This is a genomic window from Phenylobacterium sp. (assembly GCF_024508875.1).
In the GTDB taxonomy this organism is placed as follows: domain Bacteria; phylum Pseudomonadota; class Alphaproteobacteria; order Caulobacterales; family Caulobacteraceae; genus Phenylobacterium.
This window is the reverse complement of sequence record NZ_JANINU010000133.1, coordinates 15,444-37,303: the sequence shown is the minus strand read 5'-3', so window position 1 is coordinate 37,303 and position 21,860 is coordinate 15,444. Positions and strand designations below refer to the sequence as shown.

Annotated in this window: 24 protein-coding genes; 19 read left to right on the top strand and 5 right to left on the bottom strand. The window is 70.5% G+C overall.

From position 1 onward, the window contains the following. The first annotated feature begins 32 nt into the window (after window positions 1–32). The gene (locus Q0L11_RS11385; protein WP_296597368.1) at window positions 33–2,954 is read left to right on the top strand and encodes a tetratricopeptide repeat protein; all 2,922 of its coding nucleotides are present in this window, start codon (window positions 33–35) and stop codon (window positions 2,952–2,954) included. A gap of 48 nt (window positions 2,955–3,002) precedes the next feature. On the opposite strand, the gene fliP is transcribed toward Q0L11_RS11385, so the two are convergent. Together fliP and Q0L11_RS11375 are read right to left on the bottom strand one after the other, a co-directional pair. Further along, window positions 3,003–3,800: a flagellar type III secretion system pore protein FliP gene (fliP, locus tag Q0L11_RS11380; RefSeq protein WP_296597367.1), complete on the bottom strand. Its 798-nt coding sequence runs from the start codon at window positions 3,798–3,800 to the stop codon at window positions 3,003–3,005. Then, the gene (locus tag Q0L11_RS11375) at window positions 3,793–4,071 is read right to left on the bottom strand and encodes a flagellar biosynthetic protein FliO (protein WP_296597372.1); all 279 of its coding nucleotides are present in this window, start codon (window positions 4,069–4,071) and stop codon (window positions 3,793–3,795) included. Before Q0L11_RS11375 ends, fliP begins: the two co-directional genes overlap by 8 nt. A gap of 87 nt (window positions 4,072–4,158) precedes the next feature. Between Q0L11_RS11375 and flgB the strand changes: the two genes are divergently transcribed. Genes flgB through fliE form a run of 3 tightly spaced genes read left to right on the top strand, consistent with a single transcriptional unit; the run spans window position 4,159 to window position 5,351 of the window. After that, window positions 4,159–4,593 (top strand): flagellar basal body rod protein FlgB, encoded by a 435-nt coding sequence (flgB, locus tag Q0L11_RS11370; RefSeq protein WP_296597365.1) that lies wholly within the window; start codon window positions 4,159–4,161, stop codon window positions 4,591–4,593. Window positions 4,594–4,603: 10 nt separating this feature from the next. Next, complete coding sequence (flgC, locus tag Q0L11_RS11365) at window positions 4,604–5,023, top strand: flagellar basal body rod protein FlgC (protein WP_296597364.1); 420 nt, start codon at window positions 4,604–4,606, stop codon at window positions 5,021–5,023. Between the two features lie 10 nt (window positions 5,024–5,033). After that, on the top strand, window positions 5,034–5,351 hold the full coding sequence (gene fliE, locus Q0L11_RS11360; protein WP_296597362.1) for a flagellar hook-basal body complex protein FliE: 318 nt from the start codon (window positions 5,034–5,036) through the stop codon (window positions 5,349–5,351). A gap of 35 nt (window positions 5,352–5,386) precedes the next feature. Here the strand turns inward: fliE and Q0L11_RS11355 are convergent, their stop codons facing one another. Then, window positions 5,387–5,890 carry a superoxide dismutase family protein gene (locus tag Q0L11_RS11355; RefSeq protein ID WP_296597361.1) on the bottom strand — a complete coding sequence of 168 codons (504 nt, stop codon included), beginning with the start codon at window positions 5,888–5,890 and terminating at the stop codon, window positions 5,387–5,389. Window positions 5,891–5,976: 86 nt separating this feature from the next. On the opposite strand from Q0L11_RS11355, the gene Q0L11_RS11350 reads away from it, so the two are divergent. From Q0L11_RS11350 to Q0L11_RS11285, 14 genes are all read left to right on the top strand, one after another. After that, complete coding sequence (locus tag Q0L11_RS11350) at window positions 5,977–6,744, top strand: ABC transporter ATP-binding protein (RefSeq protein WP_296597359.1); 768 nt, start codon at window positions 5,977–5,979, stop codon at window positions 6,742–6,744. Further along, entirely contained in the window at window positions 6,741–8,294 is a 1,554-nt protein-coding gene (locus tag Q0L11_RS11345; RefSeq protein ID WP_296597358.1) for an ABC transporter permease/substrate-binding protein, read from the top strand. Before Q0L11_RS11350 ends, Q0L11_RS11345 begins: the two co-directional genes overlap by 4 nt. 118 nt (window positions 8,295–8,412) lie before the next feature. After that, the gene (locus tag Q0L11_RS11340) at window positions 8,413–9,258 is read left to right on the top strand and encodes a PEPxxWA-CTERM sorting domain-containing protein (RefSeq protein WP_296597356.1); all 846 of its coding nucleotides are present in this window, start codon (window positions 8,413–8,415) and stop codon (window positions 9,256–9,258) included. Between the two features lie 151 nt (window positions 9,259–9,409). Beyond that, on the top strand, window positions 9,410–9,673 hold the full coding sequence (gene fliQ, locus Q0L11_RS11335; RefSeq protein WP_296597355.1) for a flagellar biosynthesis protein FliQ: 264 nt from the start codon (window positions 9,410–9,412) through the stop codon (window positions 9,671–9,673). A gap of 19 nt (window positions 9,674–9,692) precedes the next feature. Beyond that, window positions 9,693–10,454, top strand: coding sequence for a flagellar biosynthetic protein FliR (fliR, locus tag Q0L11_RS11330; protein ID WP_296597353.1), 762 nt, complete (start codon window positions 9,693–9,695; stop codon window positions 10,452–10,454). Next, window positions 10,451–11,530, top strand: a complete 1,080-nt coding sequence (gene flhB / locus Q0L11_RS11325) for a flagellar biosynthesis protein FlhB (RefSeq protein WP_296597352.1) — start codon at window positions 10,451–10,453, stop codon at window positions 11,528–11,530. Before fliR ends, flhB begins: the two co-directional genes overlap by 4 nt. Before the next feature lie 77 nt (window positions 11,531–11,607). Further along, the gene (cckA, locus tag Q0L11_RS11320; RefSeq protein WP_296597370.1) at window positions 11,608–13,689 is read left to right on the top strand and encodes a cell cycle histidine kinase CckA; all 2,082 of its coding nucleotides are present in this window, start codon (window positions 11,608–11,610) and stop codon (window positions 13,687–13,689) included. Between the two features lie 72 nt (window positions 13,690–13,761). Continuing rightward, entirely contained in the window at window positions 13,762–14,391 is a 630-nt protein-coding gene (locus tag Q0L11_RS11315) for an SRPBCC family protein (protein WP_296597351.1), read from the top strand. 13 nt (window positions 14,392–14,404) lie between these two features. Next, complete coding sequence (locus Q0L11_RS11310) at window positions 14,405–14,740, top strand: helix-turn-helix transcriptional regulator (protein ID WP_296597350.1); 336 nt, start codon at window positions 14,405–14,407, stop codon at window positions 14,738–14,740. Between the two features lie 42 nt (window positions 14,741–14,782). Beyond that, window positions 14,783–15,835 carry a tetratricopeptide repeat protein gene (locus Q0L11_RS11305; RefSeq protein WP_296597349.1) on the top strand — a complete coding sequence of 351 codons (1,053 nt, stop codon included), beginning with the start codon at window positions 14,783–14,785 and terminating at the stop codon, window positions 15,833–15,835. 3 nt (window positions 15,836–15,838) lie between these two features. Further along, window positions 15,839–16,798 (top strand): hypothetical protein, encoded by a 960-nt coding sequence (locus Q0L11_RS11300; RefSeq protein ID WP_296597348.1) that lies wholly within the window; start codon window positions 15,839–15,841, stop codon window positions 16,796–16,798. Next, window positions 16,798–17,073 (top strand): hypothetical protein, encoded by a 276-nt coding sequence (locus Q0L11_RS11295; RefSeq protein WP_296597346.1) that lies wholly within the window; start codon window positions 16,798–16,800, stop codon window positions 17,071–17,073. The genes Q0L11_RS11300 and Q0L11_RS11295 overlap by 1 nt, the downstream gene beginning before the upstream one ends. A 76-nt stretch (window positions 17,074–17,149) precedes the next feature. Next, complete coding sequence (locus Q0L11_RS11290; protein WP_296597345.1) at window positions 17,150–17,962, top strand: SDR family NAD(P)-dependent oxidoreductase; 813 nt, start codon at window positions 17,150–17,152, stop codon at window positions 17,960–17,962. 4 nt (window positions 17,963–17,966) lie between these two features. Further along, entirely contained in the window at window positions 17,967–18,704 is a 738-nt protein-coding gene (locus Q0L11_RS11285) for a dienelactone hydrolase family protein (protein ID WP_296597344.1), read from the top strand. A gap of 44 nt (window positions 18,705–18,748) precedes the next feature. Here Q0L11_RS11285 and Q0L11_RS11280 read toward each other — a convergent pair whose 3' ends face one another. Then, window positions 18,749–19,582: a phytanoyl-CoA dioxygenase family protein gene (locus Q0L11_RS11280; RefSeq protein WP_296597343.1), complete on the bottom strand. Its 834-nt coding sequence runs from the start codon at window positions 19,580–19,582 to the stop codon at window positions 18,749–18,751. 99 nt (window positions 19,583–19,681) lie between these two features. Between Q0L11_RS11280 and Q0L11_RS11275 the strand changes: the two genes are divergently transcribed. Continuing rightward, the gene (locus tag Q0L11_RS11275; RefSeq protein ID WP_296597342.1) at window positions 19,682–20,542 is read left to right on the top strand and encodes a TauD/TfdA family dioxygenase; all 861 of its coding nucleotides are present in this window, start codon (window positions 19,682–19,684) and stop codon (window positions 20,540–20,542) included. A gap of 48 nt (window positions 20,543–20,590) precedes the next feature. Here the strand turns inward: Q0L11_RS11275 and Q0L11_RS11270 are convergent, their stop codons facing one another. Beyond that, entirely contained in the window at window positions 20,591–21,781 is a 1,191-nt protein-coding gene (locus Q0L11_RS11270; protein ID WP_296597341.1) for a TIGR03862 family flavoprotein, read from the bottom strand. Window positions 21,782–21,860: the final 79 nt, after the last annotated feature.

The window sequence follows — 21,860 nt, the reverse complement described above, 5'->3', positions numbered from 1 at the left end:
CCGCCGCGGCCGCGCCCACCGCCGGGTAGCGGATGGCGTTCAAGCGAGCCCTACGCTCGGGTGTCGCCGCGGCCTGCATCGTCAGCGTCGCGGCCCCCGCGGGCCTCGCGGCTCCCGCCGCCAAAGCCGTCGCCGCGCGCGGCGGCGTCGACGTGCGCGTGGCCACCGCCGAGACGTTCTCGCGCATCGAAGTCGGCAAGGGCGGCAGCCTGCGCCGCGAGGGCTCCACCGTCGTGCTCACCGTGGAGCGCGACGACGACCCGGACATCGGCCGGCTGCTGACCGCGCCGCCGCCCTACATCAAGAGCGCGGTGCGCCTGCCGGTGGCGGGCAAGCCGCAGATCGTCATCACCCTGGCCGACAACGCCGACGCCAAGATCGGCGAGGCCGACGGCGCGACGTTCGCGAACTTCTTCGAGAAGCCCGCCACGCCGACGGCGCCGGTCGAGGTTCCGGTCGCCGAACCCGAGCCGCCGCGGCCGAACCCGCTGCCGGCGGGCGGCGTGGTGCGCATGGCCTCGAAGGCCGCGGGCGGCCAGATCCAGTTCTCCTTCGCCTGGGCCAATCCGGCCGGCGCCGCCGTCTTCCGCCGGGGCGATGCCATCTGGGTGGTGTTCGACGCGCCGGCGACGCTGGACGTCTCGAGCGCGCCGAAGAACATGCGGCCGCTGCGCGGGATGCAGGCGTTCAAGGGCGCCGACCACGCCGCGCTGCGCATCGACGCCGACCCCGACGCCCCGGTGTTCGTGGCCTCGCAGGGCTCCACCTGGACCATCTCCCTAGGCCCAGGCTCGCAGTCGCAGCCGGCCATCGTCCGGGTCGGTCGCGACGCCGCCGGCGGCCCCGCCACGCTGAAGGCTCCGGTGGCCGGCGCCACCCGCGTGATCAACCTCTGGGACCCGGTGGTCGGCGACACGCTGAGCGTGGTGACCGCGCTGGGGCCGCCCAAGGGCGTGCCGAGCCGCCGCGACTACGTCGACGCCGCGCTGCTGCCGTCGATCCAGGGCCTGGCGATCGAGCCGCTGGCCGACAACGTCACGGTCCAACGCGACGGCGAACTGGTGCGGATCAGCCGGGCCGAGACGGGCCTGACCCTTTCGCCGCCCTGGGCGACGCGCGACCGCGAGGACGCGCAACTGGGCGCGCCACGCCCGGCCAGCATGCCTGGGATCGTCATGGCGGAATGGGCCCAGGTCGGCTCGCTGGGCTTCCTGCGGCGCTACGACAGCCTGGTCGCCGCAGCCTCCAACGAAGGCGGCAACAAGGACCGCGAGGCGCCCGTGGCCGCCCGGATGGCGCTGGTCCGCTTCCTGGTGGGTTCGGAGCTCAGCTACGAGGCGATCGGCGCGCTGAACGCCCTGGCCCGCGAGCATCCCGAGATGCTGGACGACCCGGAATTCCGGGGCCTGCGCGGCGTGGCCCGCACGCTGGCGCGCCGGTACGCCGAGGCCGACGCCGACTTCTCCTCGCCCGCCCTGGCGGACGATCCTTCGACCGCGCTGTGGCGCGCGTACGTGAACACCCAGATCGCCCAGTATCCCGAGGCGCGAGCCCAGTTCGCCAAGGGCATCGAGGCCTACGGCCTGATGTCGCCGCTTTGGAAGGCGCGGTTCGCGCGGGCCGACGCCCAGGCGGCCCTGGCCCAGGGCGACCTGGTGGCCGCCGAAAGCCGGATCGACATGGCGCTGCAGGAGAAGGTCCCGGCGGACGAGCAACTGCGGGCCCGCCTGATCCAGGCGCGGGTCATCGAGCTCAAGGGTTTCCAGGACCGGGCGTTGCGCATCTACAAGGCCATCGGCACGGCCCCGATCGACTCCATCGCCACGCCGGCGGTGCTGCGCGCGACACAGATCCGGCTGCAGCTTGGCCAGATCAACACGGCCCAGGCCGCGAGCGTCTACGACGGCCTGCGCTACCGCTGGCGGGGGGACTCCACCGAGCTGGAGACCATCCGGGCGCTGGGGCAGCTCTACCTGGGCCAGGGGCGCTATCGCGAGGCGCTGGAGGCGCTGCGCTCGGCCGGCGTGCGCCTGCCCGACCTGCCCGAGGCGCAGCAACTTCAGGCCGACCTCAACGCCGCCTTCCGCGGGCTCTTTCTCGACGGACTGGCCGACGGGCTGGAGCCGCTCCAGGCGCTCGCGCTGTTCTTCGACTTCAAGGAACTGGCCCCGATCGGCGCCGACGGCGACCTGATGGTGCGCAAGATCGTCCGCCGGCTGGTGGACGTGGACCTGCTGCCCCAGGCGGCCGAGCTTTTGAAGTACCAGGCGGAAAACCGGCTGGACGGCGTGCCGAAGGCGCAGGTCGCCACGGACCTGGCGGTGATCTACCTGATGGACCGCAAGCCCGAGCAGGCGCTGGAGGCCATCAACGGCTCGCGGACCACGGTGCTGCCGGCCGCGCTGAACGCCGAACGGCGGCTGGTGGAAGCCCGCGCCTGGACCGCGCTCGGCAGGTACGACAGCGCGCTGGAGATCCTGGGGAACGACGCCTCGAAGGACGGCCAGGACCTGCGCGCCGAGATCACCTGGAAGCAGAAGAACTGGGCGGCCGCCGGTCCGTTGTTCGAGAAGTCGCTGGGCGAGCGCTGGAAGGACCCGACGCAGCTTTCGAGCGACGAGGAAGGCCGCCTGCTGCGCGCCGGCGTCGCCTACAGCCTGGCCGGGGACGACGCGGCGCTGGGCCGCCTGCAAAGCCGCTACCAGGGCTTCTACGAGAAGGCCAACAACCCCGACGCCCTGCGCATCGCGCTGTCGGGCGAGCCGTCGGGCCGGCTGACCATCGGCGACTTCGGGCGGGTGTCCGCCGATAACGAGGCCTTCGCCGGCTGGGTCGAGAAGATGAAGGGCCGCTTCAAGACCCGCGCCGCCCCCACGGGCTCCGCCACCGCGAAGCCGGTCGCCCCGGCGAAGCAGGCCCAGGCCACGCCGGCCAGAGCCGCCGCAAAGGGCTGACGTCAGGCGTTCGGTCGCGGTGTCGCCCCTGGCGGCGCGAAGGGGGCGCTACCCGCCCCCGGCGCCCCGCTGGAAGCTTTCGACGAGGCTGCCGCAGACGAGCCGCCAGCCGTCGACGAGGACGAAGAAGATAAGCTTGAACGGCATGCTGACCACCACGGGCGGCAGCATCATCATGCCCATGCTCATCAGCACGCTGGCCACCACCAGGTCGATGACCAGGAAGGGGATGAACAGCAGGAAGCCGATCTCGAAGGCGCGCTTCAGCTCGGAGATCATGAAGGCGGGCGTGACCACGCGGATCGGGGTGTCCTGCAGCGTCGCGGGCCGCGGGACCTTGGACAGGCGGATGAAGAAGGCCAGGTCCTCGCGGTCCACCTGGGTCAGCATGAACTGCTTCACCGGGCCGCCGGCGGCGTCGAAGGCGGCGGGCAGCTCCATCTGCTGTTCGAGCAGAGGTTTGACCCCCTCGTTGTACGAGCGCTCGAAGGTCGGGCCCATGACGATGGCCGTGAGGAAGAGGCTGAGGGAGATGATCACCGCATTGGGCGGACTCTGCTGAAGGCCCATGGCCGTCCGCAGCAGCGACAGGACCACCACGATCCGCACGAACGAGGTGGTCATGATGACGATGGAGGGCGCCAGCGACAGGACCGTCAGCAGGCCGACGAGCTGGACCACGCGCTCGGTCAGGCCGGCGCCCGTGCCCAGGTTGACGTTCAGCGTCTGGGCGATGGCGGCCGCCGGGAAGAGCATGGCGACGCAGGTGGTGATGGCGGCCAGCAGGGCGGCGCGGCGCCATTCCTCGGCCGGCAGCACCCGGATGGCCTTCCAGAGCTCACGCATCCCGGGACTCCTTGGCCGGCAGGTCGCCCAGCAGGCGGCCTTCGCCCAGCAGGACGAGCCGCTCGCGCCCGTCGCACTCGACGATCAACAAGCGTCGGGCCGGGTCCAGCACCAGGCTCTCGACCACCTTCATCCGGCGGTCCTTCTTCTGGGACGCAAGGCGCGCCATGGCGTCGGGGCCGTACTTGCGCAGCGCCACGCCCGCCAGGCCGATGAGGCCCAGGGTGAGCGCGAGGGCGAAGACGGCCCGTAGGAAGTTCGAAAGGTCCATGGCGGCGTTCTGCGGGGTGGGGACGCCCGCCATTCGCGCGTGAGTCTCTTAAACCAGGATTAACCCTGTTGATTAAGGATCAGGCTCATGGACCTGGGCCAGATTCCGCTTTTCGCGATGCTCCGTAACCGGATGGGTTACCTGAGCGAGCGACAGAAGGTGATCGCCGAAAATGTGGCGAACACCGACACGGCCCGGTTCGTGCCCAACGACCTGAAGCCCTTCAGCTTCGACGCCACCATGCAGGCCCAGAAGATGGCCCAGGCGGGCGGCGGCGCGGCGACGATGGCCGCCACCCAGGCGGGCCACATGACCCCGCCGAACGAGCGCAAGACCCTGGGCTCGCAGTTCAAGACCAAGCGCTCGCCCGACTCCGAGACCACGCTGAACGGCAACGCCGTTGTGCTGGAGGAGGAGATGATCAAGATGAGCGAGGCGCGGATGGATTACGACGCCGCGATCAGCTTCTACCAGAAGTCGATGAACATCCTGCGCATGGCCGCGCGCAAGCCCGGCTCGTAGGGAGACCTAAATGCCCGATATCAAGCCCGTCTCCGGCGTCGCCCAGGCCATCGCGGCCTCGGCGCTGCGCGCCCAGCAGGGCCGCATGCGGATCATCGCCGAGAACCTGGCGAACGCGGATTCCACGTCCAAGACCCCCGGCGGCGACCCCTATCGCCGGCAGGCCCCCGTGTTCGAACCGGCCAAGGTGGCCGGCGGCAAGGGCGTGAGGATGAGCAAGGTCGAGCCCGACCAGACCGACTTCCGCCAGGAGTACGACCCCGGCCACCCGTCGGCGGACGCCAAGGGCTATGTGAAGCTGCCTAACGTGAACAGCCTGGTCGAGGCGATGGACATGCGCGAGGCGCAGCGCGCCTACGAGGCCAACCTGAACGTCATCGAGACGGCGCGCGCGATGGAGATGCGCACGCTGGACCTCCTAAAGAAGTAGGGCCTGACCGATGATGACGCCGCTTGCCGCCGCCAAGGCCTACGCCGCCACCCAGAAGGGCATGGGCGTCGGCGACGTCGGCACGGTCGGGACCGAGGCCACGCCGAAGGCCGGCGGCTTCGCCGACATCCTGAAGTCGGCGATGAGCGACGCCGTCCACGCCTCGAAGAACGCCGAACACCAGATGGCCGCCCAGGTGGCCGGCAAGACCGAACTGGTGGACGTGGTGACCGCGATCTCGGCGGCGGAGGCCAGCCTCGAGACCGTGATGGCCGTCCGCGACCAGGTGATCCAGGCGTATCAAGAAATCATGCGGATGCCGATCTAGGGCGCCCTTTCCTCCTCATCGGGAGGGATGATCTCCTACTTCACCTCCGCGCAGGCCACGCGCGCGCCGGCGCCGCCGATGGGCTGGGTCTGGTGGTCGTCGGCGCCGGCGTGGATGACCACGGCCGAGCCGTCGGCGTCCTTCAGGGCGGTTAGGGTCGTCAGCGACGAGAAGACCTCGGTGGAGCCCGTACCGTCCGCGGCCACGAACAGGTTCGGCAGGTCGCCGGTCTCGTTGGCCTTGGGATTCAGCAGACCGTGGACGCGGTCGCCCGCGCCGTGGGTGTGGCCGCCGGCCGAGGTGAAGTCGGCCTTCGAGCAGTCGGCCTTCTCGTGGAAGTGCAGCCCGTGCCAGCCCGGCGCCAGGCCCTTGGCCTCTACCTTCAGCAGCACGCCCTTGGGGGCCTCCACCAGCGTGACCTTGCCGACCGCCTGGCCCGCGCCGTTCTTGAGCTCGGCGGTGGTCTGCGGCGCCTGGGCCGTCGCGACGGTGGCGCTGAGGGCGAAGATGGCGGCGGCGGCGAGCAGGCGAGGGACCATGGGGGAACTCCGGTTCGACTTGGGCCGTAACGTCTAGCGCCGCCTGACGGCTCCCCCAAGCGCGATCCGGATGCTACGCCTGGGCCATGGCCGCACTCATCATCGAACTGGCAGGCGTTTCCCGGCGGTACGGCGGCCATCTGGCGCTCGACGGCGTGAGCCTGTCGGTGGGGGAGGGCGAGTTCGTGGCCCTCGTCGGCGGCTCGGGATCGGGCAAGACCACCCTGCTGAAGACGATCAACGGCCTGGTGCGCCCGGACGCCGGGCGCGCGACTGTCGCCGGCGAAGACGTCGGCGCGGCCGAGCCGCACCGCCTGCGGCGACGGATCGGCTACGCCTTCCAGGAGGTGGGTCTGTTTCCGCACCTGACGGTCGCCGAGAACATCGCGGTCACACCGCGGCTGCTGGGCTGGGAGAAGGGGCGGATCGCCGCGCGCGTGACGGAGCTGCTGGCGCTGGTCGCGCTCCCGGCGGAGGTCGCCGCGCGGCCGCCCTCGGCGCTTTCGGGCGGCCAGCGGCAGCGGGTTGGCGTGGCCCGAGCCCTCGCCGCCGAGCCGAGGATCATGCTCCTGGACGAGCCGTTCGGGGCCCTGGACCCGCTGACGCGCGACGCGCTCGGCGCCGAGTATCGCGCCCTGCACGAGCGGCTGGGCCTGACGACGATCATGGTGACCCACGACATGACGGAGGCCGTGCTGCTGGCCGATCGGATCGTCGTGCTGAAAGCAGGCCGGATCCTGGCCGACGGCGCGCCCGCCGAACTGCTGTCGCATGCCGCTGACCCCGACGTGCGCGCGCTGCTGGAAGCGCCCAAGCGGCAGGCCGAGCGCCTGCGGGAAAGGCTGGGCGCATGAACCCGCGTCTGGCGGATGCCTTCGAGCTGCTGCCCGAGTACCTCGGCTGGCACGTGCTGCTGAGCCTCAGCGCGCTTTTGCTGGGGCTGGCGATCAGCCTGCCGCTGGCGGTGGCGGCCGCGCGCAGTCCGCGGCTGCGCTGGCCGACGCTGGCGCTGGCCAGCCTGATCCAGACGATCCCCAGCATCGCGCTGCTGGCGCTCTTCTACCCGCTGCTTCTGGCGCTGTCGGCGCTGAGCGCGGGGCTGACCGGGCATGGCTTCTCGGCGCTGGGGTTCCTGCCGTCGCTGTTGGCGCTCACGCTCTATTCGGTGCTGCCGATCCTGCGGAACGGCGTCGCCGGGATCACAGGCGTTGACCCGGCGATCTCCGAGGCGGCGGACGGCGTGGGCATGACGCCGGGCCAGAAGCTGACGCAGGTGGAGCTGCCGCTGGCGGCGCCGGTGATCATGGCCGGGGTGCGCACGGCGGCCGTCTGGACGATCGGGGCCGCGACGCTGTCGACGCCGGTCGGGCAGACCAGCCTCGGGAACTACATCTTCGCGGGGCTGCAGACCGAGAACTGGGTGTTCGTGCTGTTCGGCTGCGCGGCCTCGGCGGTGCTGGCGCTGGCCGCGGACCAGTTGCTGGGGCTCGTCGAGACCGGCGTGCGGCTGCGGCGCCGCAGCCTGGTGGCCGCGGGGCTGGTCGGCCTCCTCGCCGGATCGGCCGCCACCCTGGCGCCGCTGGCGTCGTTCGGCGGACACGCGGCCTACACGGTGGGCGCGAAGAACTTCTCCGAGCAGTACATCCTGGCCGAGCTGATGGCCGGGCGGCTGGAGAAGGCCGGTGCGTCGGTCTCGCGCAAGGAGGACTTGGGCTCGGCCGTGGCCTATCGCGCCCTGGCGGCGGGCGAGCTCGACGTCTACGTCGACTATTCCGGGACGCTCTGGACCAACGTGCTGGGCCGCACCGACAATCCCGGCCGCAAGGCGGTGCTGGACCAGCTCACCGCCGAGCTGAAGCGTCGCGATGGAGTGCTGGTGCTGGGCTCGCTGGGCTTCGAGAACGCCTACGCCTTCGTCATGCGGCCCGATCGCGCGCAGGCGTTGGGTGTCGCCAGCCTGGCGGACCTGGCGCGCGAGGCGCCCAGGCTGAAGCTGGGGTCGGACCTGGAGTTCCTGTCCCGGCCCGAGTGGAAGGCGGTGGACGGCGCCTATGGGTTCAACTTCCGCTCGGAGCGGTCGTACCAGCCGACGTTCATGTACCGGGCGCTGGCGAGCGGGGACGCCGACGTGATCAGCGCCTTCTCCTCCGACGGGCGGATCGCGGCCGACAAGCTGGTGGTGCTGACCGATCCGAAGGGGGCGATCCCGCCCTACGACGCGGTGATCCTGCTCTCGCCCAAGGCGGCGAAGGACCATCGACTCGTCGAGGCGCTGCGGCCCCTGGTCGGGGCCGTGCCGGTGGAGGCGATGCGGTCGGCGAACTACAGCGTCGACCGGGATTCCGGCAAATCTACCCCCGCCGAGGCGGCGCGGGCGCTGGAGCAGGCGATCGCCGCGAATTGAGGCGCCGGACGCGAGGCGTACGCCTGAGGGGCGAAGCCTGTTGCCGAAGCGTCATGCCCCCGTTGTAGGGTGAAGAAAGTGTTTATGCGGGCAGAGGCCCGCCGTTGGGGGATAGTCTATGAGCTTCAAGGGTTTGGTCGCCGGGGCCGCGCTGGCGGCGCTGGGTCTGGCCGCTGCCGGTCCGGCCGGGGCGGTGGTGATCAGCAACGGGACGATCAGCGTCGGCGTCAGCGAATACGGTCAACTGTACGACGCGTCCGGCGTGGGCTTCAGCAATGGGACGGTGGACATGATCGCCACCGACGCCCAACGCGACTCCTGGGGCGTGAACGGCGATTATGCCGACGACGGCTTCTATGGGCTCAGCGGCGTGACGGCGGGCGCGTTCAGCTCGACGGCCGACAGCGCCGTGGCCAACGTGACGACCGACAGCGGCTTCGGCGTGAAGCAGACGTTCAGCTTCGTCGCGCCCAACATCCTGGCCGTCGAGACGGACCTCACCAACCTCAGCGGCGCCGACGCCTCGGTGCTGTTCCAGCGTCTGGCCGAGTTCCATATCGACCGGGCCGGCGTGGAATACGAGACCAACCCCTACAGCACCGGCGTCCAGACGACGATCGTGGGCTTCGACTCGGCGTCGACCGCCGACGACTGGTTCTTCCCCTGCTGCCAGGCCGACGCGTACGACGGCGGCGCCGGCTTCCGCCTGAACCTGGGTACCTTGGCCGCGGGCGCGACGCGCACCTTCACCTTCTACTACGGCCTGGGCGACTCGGGCGTCGCCGGCCAACTCAACGCCGCGGGCGCGACGGACGTGATGATGGTGGCCAACGAGGACGGTTCGCTGGCTGGCGGCATGGGCGTGGCGATGGCCGTGCCGGAACCTGCGACCTGGGCGATGATGATCCTGGGCTTCTTCGGCCTGGGCTCGATGGTCCGCCGCCGCAAGGCCGCGCTCGCCTGAGCCGGCGCCAAGGCTGCGACGATACGGACCCCCGGGCGGCGACGCCGGGGGTTCTTTCGTTAACGGCCTCTAGCCTTTCGTTAACCATGTCGGACGACATTGGGCCGTCGGCGCACGGTCGCGCCACAGACGCTTTCCGAGAGGTCCTTCGATGAACGGCGCCGAGGTTCTGGACGTCGGCCGCGACGCCATCTGGCTCACGATTCAGATGTGCGCGCCGGTGCTGCTGGTGGGCCTGGTGGTGGGCGTCGGGATCGGCCTCCTGCAGGCCCTGACGCAGATCCAGGAACAGACCCTGGTGTTCGCGCCGAAGATCGTCGCCATCTTCGTCTCGCTGCTGATCTTCCTGCCGATGATGGGCGCGCTGATGAGCGGCTTCATGCGCCAGATCGCGGCCCGCATCGCGGGCATGTAGCCGGGGAGGGGCGCTCCCCGTGGAGTCCTACGCCACAGCCCAGCAGGTGTACGCCGCCGGCCTCGTCTTCGCGCGGGTCGGCGCGGTGCTCATGGTGCTGCCCGGCTTCGGCGAGACCTTCATCCCGCCGCGCATCCGCCTCTCGTTCGCGCTGGCCTTCACCCTGATGATGTTCCCGGTGGTGAGCCGCGGCGTGCCCGCCATTCCCGCCGGCGCGGCCGACCTGGGCGGGGCGGTGATCAAGGAACTGCTGATCGGCCTTTTGATCGGCACCATCCTGCGGCTCTTCATGGTCTCGCTGGCGACGGCCGGCGAAGTGGTCTCGATGGCCTCGACGCTGTCGTTCTCGCAGACCGCCAACCCGATGCAGGCCCAGCCGTCCACGTCCCTCGGCACGCTGCTGGGCACCATGGGCCTGGTGCTGATCTTCGCCACCGACCTGGACCACCTCTTCCTGACGGCGGTGGTCAATTCGTTCCAGCTCTTCCCGTTCACCCGCGACGTGCCGGTGGCCGACGCCGGCCAACTGGCGGTGCAGACGGTCAGCAAGTCGTTCGCCCTGGGCTTCCAGCTTGCCGCCCCGGTGGTGGTGTTCTCGCTGATCTTCAATGTCGCCACGGGCCTGGTGGGGCGGGTGATGCCGCAGTTCCAGGTCTTCTTCGTCGCCACGCCGCTGATCGTGATGTTCAGCCTGTCGATCTTCGCGCTCAGTTTCGGCGTGATCGGGATCGTCTGGCTCGACCGCTTCCGTGAACTGGTCGGGACGTTCGTCGGCCGATGAGCGAAGCGCCCGAACGCGAGTCGAAAACAGAAGAGGCGACACCCCAGAAGCTTGAGAAGGCCAAGCAGAAGGGTGAAGGCGTCAAGACCATGGACCTGCAGCCGGCCATGGTGCTGGCGGCGGTCTCCGGCGTGCTCATCATCAGCGGCGGCTGGTTCACCCGGAACCTGGCCGTGAAGCTGCTGCCGTTCCTGGCCCATCCCGACGCCATGTCGGTCGAGGGCCACGGCGGCATGGAGATCATGCGCTATGCGCTGCTGGCGGCCGCGCCGGCGCTGCTGACGGTGATGCTGACCGCGGCGGTGGCCGGCTCGAGCGCCAGCCTCATGCAAAGCGGGCTGCGCCTGAGCGCGGAGAAGCTGAAGCCCGATTTCTCGAAGCTGGACCCGCGCAAAGGCCTGCAGCGCATGTTCGGCCTGGACGGCGTCGTCCAGTTCGCCAAGTCGCTGGTAAAGGTGGCGGTCATCGCCTTGCTGGTCTGGTGCATCCTGCGGCCGGTGGTCCCGAAGTTCTCGTCGCTCTCGGCGCTGGACGTCGGCTCGATCATGCCGTTCTGCGTCGACATCCTGAAGCGGTTGGTGTTCTCGGTCGTCGGGGTCAGCCTGGCCGTCGCCGGGGCCGACTGGTTCTGGCAGCGCCAGCGCTTCCTGGTCCGCATGCGAATGACCAAGGAAGAGGTCAAGGAAGAGTACAAGAACACCGAAGGCGACCCCCACGTTAAGGCGCGCCAGAAGCAAGTCCGCTTCGAGCGCGCCAAACGCCGGATGATGCAGGCCGTGCCCGATGCGACGGTCGTCGTGATGAACCCGACCCACTACGCCGTGGCGCTGAAGTACGAGCAGGGCGACACGGCCGCGCCGGTCTGCGTGGCCAAGGGCCTCGACAGCCTGGCGCTCAAGATTCGCGCGGTCGCCGAGGAAGCCGGCGTGCCGGTCATCGAGGATCCGCCCCTGGCCCGCGCGCTCTACGCCGCAGTCGATATCGACGAGATGATCCCGCCGGCGCACTTCGAGGCCGTCGCCAAGATCATCGGCTTCATCCTGGGGGCCGGCAGACGCCGGGCCCTGCACCGTTGACCGATTGCCCCTCTGACGCCCCAACCCGTTGTGACACAATGCATACCAACGATTCGCCGGAGGCGCTGACGCTCGCCATGGCCGAGCCGCCGTCCAAGACCCCGAAGGTTGATCCGTTCACCGCCCTGGCGGTGTTCTTCTTCCTGCTCGCCGCCGCGTTCGCGATCGCGCCCGCGCTGAACGCCGGGGTCGAGACCTTGGCCGGCACGCTGCTGCTCGTGGGCCTGGCGGGGGTCTGCTGCCTGGGTCTCTTCGTGCTGCGCGGCCCCCCCGAGGCGCCGGCCGAAGCCGAGGCCGGCGGGGAGGCGTTCCTGGCGGCGCTGGACGAGCCGGCGGCCGTGGCGGCGCCGGACGGGCGGCTGCTGACCACCAACGCCGCGTGGCGCGAGACGATGGGGCCGGCCTCGCGGCTGCCCAAGAGCGGGGCCGCGGCGTCCAGCCTGTTCGGCGCCCTGGCGTCGGCGCGGCGCGGGGAACTGGGCCGCGCGGCCGTCAAGACCGGCGGCCAGGAGCGCGAGGCCCTGGTCTCGCCGATCGGCCCGCGCCGCTTCCTGGTCCGGCTGACCGGCCGCGGCCCGGGGCCGCTGGCCCTGCCGTCGTCGGCGATGGAGGTGCTGAACGCCGTGGCCGGGGCCAAGGCTCCCCCGCCGAAGGTGCTGGACGCCTTCGCCGCCGCTTCGCCCTTCGGCGCGGCGCTGCTGGACGGCGAGGACCCGTTCGAGGCACGGATCATCGAGGCCAATCCCGCCCTCGCCGCCGTGGCGCATGGCGGCCAGCCGGGCCAGGTGTTCGGCGACCTCATCGAGCCCACCAGCCGGCTGGACGCGGCGATGCGGCTGGCCGACGCTCGCGACAGCCACGCGCCGCTGGAGGTGCGCCTGGCGCACGATCCCAGCCGGATCGCCCACCTCTACCTGTCGCAGAGCTCGGGCCGCTGGGTGGCGTACCTGGTGGACGTGTCGGACCAGAAGCAGGTCGAGCTGCAGCTCAGCCAGAGCCAGAAGATGCAGGCCATCGGCCAGCTCGCCGGCGGCGTCGCGCACGACTTCAACAACCTGCTGACCGCGATCCTGATGCAGCTCGACGTGCTGTCGACCCGGCACCCGGTGGGCGATCCGTCCTACGAGGGCCTCAACGAGATCAAGCAGACCTCGATGCGGGCGGCCGACCTAGTGCGCAAGCTGCTGGCCTTCTCGCGCAAGCAGACCGTGCAGCGCGAGATCCTGGACGTCGGCGAGATGGTCTCGGAGTCGGAGGTGCTGCTGCGCCGCCTGCTGTACGAGGACATCAAGCTGGTCACCGACTACGGCCGCAACCTGCCGCACGTGCGGGCCGACCGCGGCCAGCTCGACACGGCGGTGATGAACCTGGTGGTCAACGCTCGCGACGCGATTCGCAGCCATGGCGGCGGCGTGATCCGCATCCGCACCGCGCGCGTCACCCAGGAGGAGGCCCGCACGCTGGGCTATCCGGGGGCGCAGGGCGACCACGCGATGATCGAGGTGTCGGACGACGGCCCCGGCATCCCGCCGGACGTGATGGACAAGATCTTCGAGCCCTTCTTCACCACCAAGGCGGTGGGCGAGGGGACGGGCCTGGGCCTCGCCACGGTCTACGGCATCGTCAAGCAGTCCGACGGCTGGATCGCGGTGGCCTCGAAGCCCGGCGAAGGTGCGGCCTTCCGCATCTTCCTGCCCGTGCACGTGGCGCCGGCGGCAGAGGTGGCGGCGGCCCCCGCGCCCGAGCCTGCGGCGCCGAAGCGTCCGGCGGCGCGGGACCTCTCCGGCGCCGGCCGCATCCTGTTCGTCGAGGACGAGGACGCGGTGCGCGGCGTGGCGGCCAAGCTGCTGCGCGCCCGTGGCTACGAGGTGATCGAGGCGGCCAGCGGCGAAGAGGCCCTGGAGATCGCGGTCGAGCACGCCGGGCAGATCGACCTGATGATCTCGGACGTGGTGATGCCGGGCATGCAGGGGCCGGACCTGCTGAAGCAGGCCCGCCAGTACCTGGGCTCGGCGCCGGTGATGTTCATCTCGGGCTATGCCGAGAGCGAGTTCTCGGACCTGCTTGAGGGTGAGCGCAACGTCTCGTTCTTGCCCAAGCCCATCGACATCAAGACCCTTGCCGAGCGGGTGAAGCAGGAACTGCAGAAGGCGGCGTAGCTGTCTTCATTTTAGATTCGACTCATATAAGTATGGACTGATATAAAGCGTCTCCAATCGGAGGAGCTTTCAATGCTGTCCCGCGCCATCGGAGCCGAGTTCCGCGAAGTCGCCGACCGCGAATGGGCAGGCCAACCGGCGAAAGCCGTGGTCGCCAGCCGGCTCTATCCGACCGAACCCGATGACCTTTGGGACGCGCTGACCAGCGCGGAGCGGCTGCCACGGTGGTTCGCGCCGGTGACGGGCGACCTGCGCCTCGGCGGACGGTTCCAGATCCAGGGCAACGCGGGCGGAACGGTGCTGCGCTGCGATCCGGGCGAGGCCTTGGACATCACCTGGGAGTTCGCGGGCGCGACCAGTTGGGTCACCTTGCGCCTCGCGCAGGAGGAGGGCGGAACGCGGCTGACGCTGGAGCATATCGTGCCGGCGAGCGACCTCGACGGCGAACATTGGCGCAAGTACGGCCCCGCCGCCGTCGGGGTGGGCTGGGACCTGAGCTTCCTCGGGCTCGGCCTGCACATCGCGTCCGGCGGCGGCAAGCCCCCGGAGACCGACCCGGCCTGGGCGGTCTCGGACGAGGCCAAGGCGTTCATGCGCGGCTCGGCCGAGGCCTGGGCCGCGGCCCATATCGCATCGGGCGAAGATCGCGAGACGGCGCTGCGGATGGCGGCGAACACGGCGGCGTTCTACACCGGAGGCTGACTGCGGAGGGCCAATGCACGCGTTCGACGTCCTGGGCGATCCCGTTCGCCGCCGGCTTCTCGAGTTGCTCGCCGAGGGGGAGCGTTCGTCGGGCGACATGACGTCGGTCGTGCAGGCCGAGTTCGGCATCACCCAATCGGCGGTCTCGCAGCACCTGAAGGTGCTGCGCGAGGCGGGATTCGCCAGCGTCCGCATCGACGGCGCCCGGCGGATCTATGCGGTGGACGCCGCCCCAATGCGCGAGGTCGATGCCTGGCTCGACCGGTTCCGCCTGTATTGGACGCCCAAGCTGGAGGCCCTGGCGACCGAGGTGGCGCGAGGGAAGCGGCGGCGGGGCGAGGGGCCGTAGGCGGCGCTTGTGTTTCGCGGGCCGGCCCGGCATTCATCCCCCGTGTCCCAGCCCAACCCGCCCCCGAAATTCACCTTCGTGCAGGTCTTCGAGATGGCCCTGGCGGCCGCGAGCGAGGGCCGCTTCGCCGAGGCCGAGCGGCTGTATCGCGCGCTGTTGCCAGGCGAGCCGCCGCCCCAGGTGATCCTGAACCTTGGCCTCGCGATCGAGGAGCAGGGGCGCTACGAGGAAGCCGAGACCCTCTACCGCGCCGAACTGGCGAAGCGGCCCCGCGACGTGGCCTTCCAGCGGCGGCTGTCCTACCTGTTGCTACGCATGGGCCGTTTCGCCGAGGGCTGGCCGCTCTACGAGCACCGCGTCCTGCCGGGCCAGCAGCGGCCGAAATTGAGCTTCCCCGAGTGGATGGGCGAGCGGGTCGGCAGCCTGCTGGTGCTGCAGGAGCAGGGGCTGGGCGACCAGATCATGTTCTCGCGCTACGTGCGGCCCCTTGTCGAGCGCGGCATCGAGGTGACCCTCACGGCCCGCCCGCCGCTGGTGCGCCTGTTCCAGCACTACGGCGTCGAGATGCTGGAGGGTGCGGGACAGGTCTCGATCCCGCGGCACGACGCCTGGGTCCTGATGGGCTCCTTGCCCTACCGCATGGGCACGACGCTGGAGACCATCCCGCCCGCGCCCTACCTGCCGGGCAAGCCGGGCGGCCAGGGCATCGGCTTCATGGCCGTGGGCAGCCCCGACCATATCAACGACCGCTGGCGCTCGCTGCCGCCTGGCGTGGCGGCGACGATCCAGGCCTGGCCGGGCGTGCGCGACCTGTCGCCGGCGTCCACCGGGGCGGCCGATTTCGAGGACACGCGCCGCATCGTCGAGGACTTGGCGGTGGTGGTGACGGTGGACACCTCGGTGGCCCACCTGGCCGGCGCCATGGGCAAGCCCTGCTTCGTGATGCTGCCCTTCAACCCCGACTGGCGCTGGATGCGCGATCGGACCGACAGCCCCTGGTATCCGTCGCTGCGGCTCTTCCGCCAGCCGGCGCCTGGCGACTGGGCCAGCGTGGTCGCCGACGTCCGCGCCGCGCTCGACGCCCACGGACTCTAGATCATGGCCGACGCGACGCCCGTCCTGCCGCCCAACGTGATCGCCGCGATCAACTATTCCTACGACCTCGAACGGCGCGGGCTCTTCGAGGACGCCATTTCGGCGCTCCAGGGGGCGCTGAGGACCTTCCCGGGCGAGCGCGAGATCGAATGGCGCCTGGGCACCCTGCTGATGCGCGAGGGCCGTTTCGACGAGGGCCTGCCGCTGTGGGAGCGCCGGCCGGTGAACATGGGCGGCCGGGCGGCCGGCAAGCCGACGCTGGCGATTCCCGAGTGGGACGGGCGGCCGGTTTCCTCGCTGCTGATCCTTCAGGAGCAGGGGCTGGGCGACCAGATCATGTTCGCCCGCTACGCCGCCTGGGCGCAGGGGCAGGGGATCGCCGCGTCGATCCTGTGCCACCCGCTGCTCGTGCGCCTGTTCCAGAAGCTGGAGCCGGCCGTGAACGTCGTGCCGGGCGTGGGCCGCGTGGCGCTGCCGGCGTGCGACGCCTGGGCGCTGGGGCCGTCGATGCCGTTCCTGTCGGGCGTTCGGCCGTCGGCCACCTACATCGCCAGCCAGGCCGGCGGGCAGGGCATCGGCGTGATGACCACCGGCCGGCCCGAGCACGTCAACGACCAGAACCGTTCGCTGCCGCCCGAACTCGCCGCCCAGGTGTCGGGCTGGAAGGGCGCGCGGGACCTGGCGCCCGGCGCCACCGGCGCCGCCGACTTCGAGGACACCCGGCGCATCGTCGAGGGCCTGGACGTGGTGGTCACCGTGGACACCTCGGTGGCGCACCTGGCCGGGGCGATGGGCAAGCCGTGCTTCGTGATGCTGCCATTCAACCCGGACTGGCGCTGGATGCGCGACCGGAGCGACAGCCCCTGGTATCCTTCGATCCGCCTGTTCCGCCAGCCGTCGCCGGACGACTGGGCCAGCGTTGTGGCGCAGGTGCGTGAGGCGCTGGACGCACGGGGGCACTGATGGCCCGCAGGGGGCTCAAGACCGGCTGGGAGGGCGACATGGGCGAGGTGGCCGAACCCAGGAGCGTGGGCGCCGGTGCGGTGGGCGCGGCCGCCGGGGGCGCCACGGCGCTGGGAGGCGTGATCGTGGGCGCCCTGGCGCTGGGAGCCTTCGCCGTCGGCGCGGTGGCGATCGGCCGCCTGGCCATCGGCCGTCTCACGGTCAACAAGGTCCGCATCCGCCGGCTGGAGGTCGACGAGCTGACCGTGGGCCGGCTCAACATCCGCCAGCGCTGACAAAGCGACGCTTGCCTCCCGCGCCGCCCCGCGCGACCGTACCGGCAATCAGAAAAGACGGTACGGGAGGACGCCTATGGTCGGGATCAATCCGGACGGAACGCTGAGGGGCAAGGTCGCCCTGGTCACGGGCGCCAGCCGGGGCATCGGCGAGGCCATCGCGGTGCGGCTGGCGATGGAGGGCGCGAAGGTCGTGGTCTCGGCGCGCACCGCAGAGGCGGGCGAGAGCAAGCTGCCGGGCACGCTGCACGACACCATCGACCGCATCCGCGCCATGGGCGGGCAGGCGGCGTTCGTCAAGGCCGACCTCTCCACCGAGGCCGACCGCGAGCGCCTTGTGGCCGAGGCGACGGCCGCGTTCGGTGCGGTGGACATCCTGGTGAACAACGCGGCGGTGACCTTCTTCATCCCGGTGGAGACGTTCCCCAAGAAGCGCTTCGACCTGATGATGGAGGTGCAGGTCTGGGCGCCGTTCCACCTGAGCCAGCTTGTGCTGCCGTCGATGCGGGAGAAGAAGTCGGGCTGGATCGTCAACATCTCCTCGCCCGCGGGCATCCACCCCAAGCAGCCCTACAACCGCCGTGGGGGTGGCACAGTCTACGGCATGTGCAAGGCGGCGCTGGAGCGGTTCACCACCGGCCTGGCGTCGGAGGTCTATGACGACGGGATCGCGGTGAACGTGATCTCTCCGGGGCTGGTGGACACGCCCGGGGTGGCCGTCCACGGGTTGATCAACGAGCAGACCAAGGACCGGGTGCAGCCCATCGGGTTCATCGCCGAGGCGGTCTACCGGCTGGCGAGCGGCGATCCCAAAACCATGACGGGACGGGTCGACTACGCCGAGCCGTTGCTGAAAGAATTGGGGATCGCGCCCGCGGAGCTGGTTTGACCCCATGATCGAGCAGACGGTCGATATCCCCACGAAGGACGGCAAGACCACGACCTTCATCGTCCATCCCGAGCGCGGCGGCCCGCATCCGCTGGTCCTGTTCTTCATGGACGCGCCGGCCATCCGGGAAGAGCTGCGCGACATGGCCCGGCGGATCGCGAGCGCCGGCTATTACGTGATGCTGCCGAACCTCTATTACCGGAGGGGCGTCCTGGAACTGGCCGACCTGCCCCCGCTGCCGGAGGCCGAGGCGCGGGCGCGGATGTTCGACCTGATGGGCTCGATCAATATCCCGCGGGTGATGGACGATACCGACGCGCTGCTGGACTTCGCCGGCCGCGATCCCGCGGCCAGTCCCGGCAAGGCGGGGGCCATCGGCTACTGCATGAGCGGCCAGTACGCGATCAACGCGGCGGCGCGCCACCCTGAACGGTTCGCCTGCGCGGCCTCGCTCTACGGCGTGCAACTGGTCACAGACAAGCCGGACAGCCCGCACCTTGCCGCCCAGAAGACTGGCGCCGAGCTCTACTTCGCCTGCGCCGAGCACGATACCTACGCCCCACTGGAGATGGTGGAAGCCCTGGACGCCTCGCTGAAGGGCGCCGGGGCGAACGCAGAGGTCGAGGTCTATCCCGGCGTCCACCACGGCTTCGCCTTCCCGCAGCGCGCGGTCTATGACAAGCCGGCCGCCGAACGGCACTGGGAGCGGCTCTTCGCCCTGTTCCGGCGGAACCTGGGATAGGGGGCGACCTTCTTCCCTTGCGGAAGAAGCGGTGTCGATCCGATCTATTGCGGCGCTTGCGCGACCACAGGCGGAATCCAGCCCGGCTCCAGCGCCTTGCGAGGGTGGAGGGAGCTGACCATGCCCATGAAGGGCGCCCAGATGTCGTAGCCGAGCAGGGTCTGCAGGCGCGGCGACATGGTCCGGGCGCGCTCGGGTGGGATGCCCAGGAAGAAGTTCTCCTGAGTGCGGGCCCAGGGCTCGCAATACTGGTTGGTGAAGGCGAGGCGCGGCTTGTCGCTGCGGTTGGCGCCGCCGCGGTGGATGGTCGTGCCGGCCATGACGAAACAGGCGCCCGCCGGGATCTCCATCGGGACCAGCAGCCGCTCCATCTCCTCGTGGCCGTTAGGGCGCAGCGCGTCGCCGTGATCGCCCCACAGGTGGCTGCCCGGGATCACCTCCGTGCCGCCGTTCTCGGCGGTGAAGGGGTCGATGGCGGCGATGACGGTCATGCTGATCGGCTTGCGCGGCCGCGGTTGGCGGTAGAAGCCGTCGTCGGTGTGGAGATCCTGGGCGGCCTCGCCGGGGTTGATCTGGATCGACTGGCTGGCCGTGAGCAGGTAGCCGGGCTGCAGGAAACGGTCGAGGATCGCCAGGATGCGCGGGTCCTCGGTCAGGTCCTCGAACACCTTCGCCCGCGCGACGAGGGTGTAGATCCGCTCCGTCGAGAAGCCTTCGAAGGCGTTTCGGCCGTGGTGGCGACCCATATAGGGCGCGAGCCCCTGGCGGACGGCCTCAAGCGTGGCGGCGTCCATCAAGTCGGGAATGACCGTGTAGCCCCGCGCGTGGATCTCGGCGGCGTGAGCGTCGGCGTCGAAGCCGATGACCGTCTGGTCCATGTGACCTCCCCGGCCTCAGAGGGCCTGCAAGCGCCTTTAGACTTGTCGGTGTGGCGGCGCTCGGCCGCTGCTATAGCATGGGTGTCGGAGGCGCCGACCATGACCGAGAGACTGAACATCCGCCGCGTGGCGGGCGCACTAGGAGCCGAGATCTCGGGGGTGGACCTGTCGCAGGCCCTGTCCGACGAGACGGTCGCGGCGATCCGGGCGGCGCTCACCCAGCATCAGGTGATCTTTTTCCGCGACCAGGATCTGACGCCGGCCCAGCAGGTGGCCTTCGGTCGGCGGTTCGGGCCGCTGAATATCCACCCTTATGTGTCTGGAATGGCTGGGCAACCCGAGGTGATGGAGATCATCAAGGAGCCGTCGGACAAGATCAATTTCGGCGGCGGCTGGCACTCGGACATGAGCTTCCTGGAGACGCCGGCGATCGGGTCGATCCTCTACGCCGTCGAGCTGCCGGAGTGGGGCGGCGACACTCTGTTCGCCAGCCAGGCGGCGGCGTTCGACGCGCTGTCCCCGGGGCTGCAGGCCACGCTGGAAGGCCTGAACGCGGTGCATTCCGCCAGCCGCGAATACTCCGCCCAGGGGCATTCGGCGCAGAAGCGCGGCTCGATGAAGGTGGCCGAGGCCGACGGCTATGTGGGCGAATACGTCCACCCGATGGTGCTGGTCCACCCCGAGACGGGCCGCAAGGCGCTGTACGTGAACCCGGCCTTCACGCTGCGGATCGACGGCTGGAAGACGCGCGAATCCAAGGCCTTGCTGGACTATCTTTTCGAACATTCCCGCTACGAGGCCTTCACCTGCCGCTTCTCCTGGCGGCCGGGCTCGGTGGCCTTCTGGGACAACCGCTCGGTCTGGCACTTCGCGCTCAACGACTATCCGGGCCAGCGCCGGCATATGCGCCGGGTGACGGTCGATCCGTGGCCCAAGGCGCAGGCGGTGGCGGCGGAATAGGGGCCCACACGCGCGAGGAGCATAGCCGAGGCGCGGACGGCGCGCGCGTCAGTGCTCCAGCCACTTCTCCGCGCCCAGCGCCGCCGCCAGCCCCGTCGCGAACGAGGCCTGCAGCAGGTAACCGCCCGTTGGGGCCTCCCAGTCCAGCATCTCGCCGGCGAGGAAGACGCCGGGGCGGGCCTTCAGCATCAGGTGGTCGTCGACCGCATCGAGCCGCACGCCGCCGGCCGAAGAGATGGCGCGGGCCAGGGGCTGGACGCCGGTCAGGCGGATGGGCGCGGCCTTGATCGCCCGCCCCAAGGCGCCGGGTTCGGAGGGCAGGTCCTTGCCGTGGGCTTCGCGCAGGAGATTGATCTCCACAGGCGAGAGCTTCAGCGCCTTGCGCAGATGGTTCGAGAGCGATTGGCTGCCGCGGCCCTGGGCGAGGCGGGCGGTAAGCGCTCCGGCGGTCATGTCGGGGCGCAGGTCGAAGCTGACCGTGGCCGCGCCGTCCCGGTCGATGGCGTCACGGAGCGGGGCGGAGAGGGCGTAGAGCGCGCCGCCCTCCAGGCCGTAGCGGGCGACCATGGCCTCGCCGCGGACCGTGCGATCGCCGAAGCCCAGGGCGATTCCCTTCAGCGGCTGGCCCGCGAAGCCCTGCATCACGGGGCTCCAGCCGACGTCGAAGCCCATGTTGGCGGGGCGGAAGGTGGCGACGTCGTCGAGCCATGCGGCCCAGGCGCCGTCGGACCCCAGCTTCGCCCAACTCGCCCCGCCCAGCGCCAGGATCGTGGCGTCGGGGCGTTCGGCGATCTCGCCCTCGGGGGTGTGGAAGCGGAGCGCTCCATCGTCGGTCCAGCCCCGCCAATCGCTTCGGGTGCGGATCGTGACACCCAGGTCGGCGAGGCGGCCCAGCCAGGCCCGCAGCAGGGGCGAGGCCTTCATGGCCTTCGGGAACACGCGGCCGGACGAGCCGACGAACGTCGGCTGGCCCAGGCCCTCTGCCCAGGCGATCAGCGCCGAGGGTGGGAAGGCTTCGAGTAGCGGCCGCAGGCGCGGGGCGGCCTCGGCGTAACGGGCCACGAAGGCCTCGAAGTCCTCGCTGTGTGTCAGGTTGAGGCCGCCGCGGCCGGCCATCAGCAGCTTTCGGCCCACTGAGGGCATGCGCTCGTGGACGGTGACCGCATGGCCCGCCGCCGCCAGGGTCTCGGCCGCGAACAGGCCTGCGGGCCCGCCGCCGATCACGGCGACGGCGGCCATGGCGTCAGTCGTCCCCGGCCATCGCCAGCAGGGCGGCCAGGCCGACGGACATGCCCTTCAGGCTCTCGGGCTTGGCGAC

Excerpts from the sequence above, each read along its gene's own strand:
- Q0L11_RS11275 (WP_296597342.1), top strand. The coding sequence starts at position 19,682 with ATGACCGAGAGACTGAACATCCGCCGCGTGGCGGGCGCACTAGGAGCC.
- Q0L11_RS11290 (WP_296597345.1), top strand. The coding sequence starts at position 17,150 with ATGGTCGGGATCAATCCGGACGGAACGCTGAGGGGCAAGGTCGCCCTG.
- Q0L11_RS11385 (WP_296597368.1), top strand. The coding sequence starts at position 33 with ATGGCGTTCAAGCGAGCCCTACGCTCGGGTGTCGCCGCGGCCTGCATC.
- fliE (WP_296597362.1), top strand. The coding sequence starts at position 5,034 with ATGATGACGCCGCTTGCCGCCGCCAAGGCCTACGCCGCCACCCAGAAG.
- Q0L11_RS11285 (WP_296597344.1), top strand. The coding sequence starts at position 17,967 with ATGATCGAGCAGACGGTCGATATCCCCACGAAGGACGGCAAGACCACG.
- Q0L11_RS11270 (WP_296597341.1), bottom strand. The coding sequence starts at position 21,781 with ATGGCCGCCGTCGCCGTGATCGGCGGCGGGCCCGCAGGCCTGTTCGCG.
- Q0L11_RS11280 (WP_296597343.1), bottom strand. The coding sequence starts at position 19,582 with ATGGACCAGACGGTCATCGGCTTCGACGCCGACGCTCACGCCGCCGAG.
- flhB (WP_296597352.1), top strand. The coding sequence starts at position 10,451 with ATGAGCGAAGCGCCCGAACGCGAGTCGAAAACAGAAGAGGCGACACCC.
- Q0L11_RS11310 (WP_296597350.1), top strand. The coding sequence starts at position 14,405 with ATGCACGCGTTCGACGTCCTGGGCGATCCCGTTCGCCGCCGGCTTCTC.
- flgC (WP_296597364.1), top strand. The coding sequence starts at position 4,604 with ATGCCCGATATCAAGCCCGTCTCCGGCGTCGCCCAGGCCATCGCGGCC.
- Q0L11_RS11295 (WP_296597346.1), top strand. The coding sequence starts at position 16,798 with ATGGCCCGCAGGGGGCTCAAGACCGGCTGGGAGGGCGACATGGGCGAG.
- Q0L11_RS11300 (WP_296597348.1), top strand. The coding sequence starts at position 15,839 with ATGGCCGACGCGACGCCCGTCCTGCCGCCCAACGTGATCGCCGCGATC.
- flgB (WP_296597365.1), top strand. The coding sequence starts at position 4,159 with ATGGACCTGGGCCAGATTCCGCTTTTCGCGATGCTCCGTAACCGGATG.
- cckA (WP_296597370.1), top strand. The coding sequence starts at position 11,608 with ATGGCCGAGCCGCCGTCCAAGACCCCGAAGGTTGATCCGTTCACCGCC.
- fliP (WP_296597367.1), bottom strand. The coding sequence starts at position 3,800 with ATGCGTGAGCTCTGGAAGGCCATCCGGGTGCTGCCGGCCGAGGAATGG.
- Q0L11_RS11315 (WP_296597351.1), top strand. The coding sequence starts at position 13,762 with ATGCTGTCCCGCGCCATCGGAGCCGAGTTCCGCGAAGTCGCCGACCGC.
- Q0L11_RS11345 (WP_296597358.1), top strand. The coding sequence starts at position 6,741 with ATGAACCCGCGTCTGGCGGATGCCTTCGAGCTGCTGCCCGAGTACCTC.
- Q0L11_RS11340 (WP_296597356.1), top strand. The coding sequence starts at position 8,413 with ATGAGCTTCAAGGGTTTGGTCGCCGGGGCCGCGCTGGCGGCGCTGGGT.
- Q0L11_RS11375 (WP_296597372.1), bottom strand. The coding sequence starts at position 4,071 with ATGGACCTTTCGAACTTCCTACGGGCCGTCTTCGCCCTCGCGCTCACC.
- Q0L11_RS11350 (WP_296597359.1), top strand. The coding sequence starts at position 5,977 with ATGGCCGCACTCATCATCGAACTGGCAGGCGTTTCCCGGCGGTACGGC.
- fliQ (WP_296597355.1), top strand. The coding sequence starts at position 9,410 with ATGAACGGCGCCGAGGTTCTGGACGTCGGCCGCGACGCCATCTGGCTC.
- Q0L11_RS11355 (WP_296597361.1), bottom strand. The coding sequence starts at position 5,890 with ATGGTCCCTCGCCTGCTCGCCGCCGCCGCCATCTTCGCCCTCAGCGCC.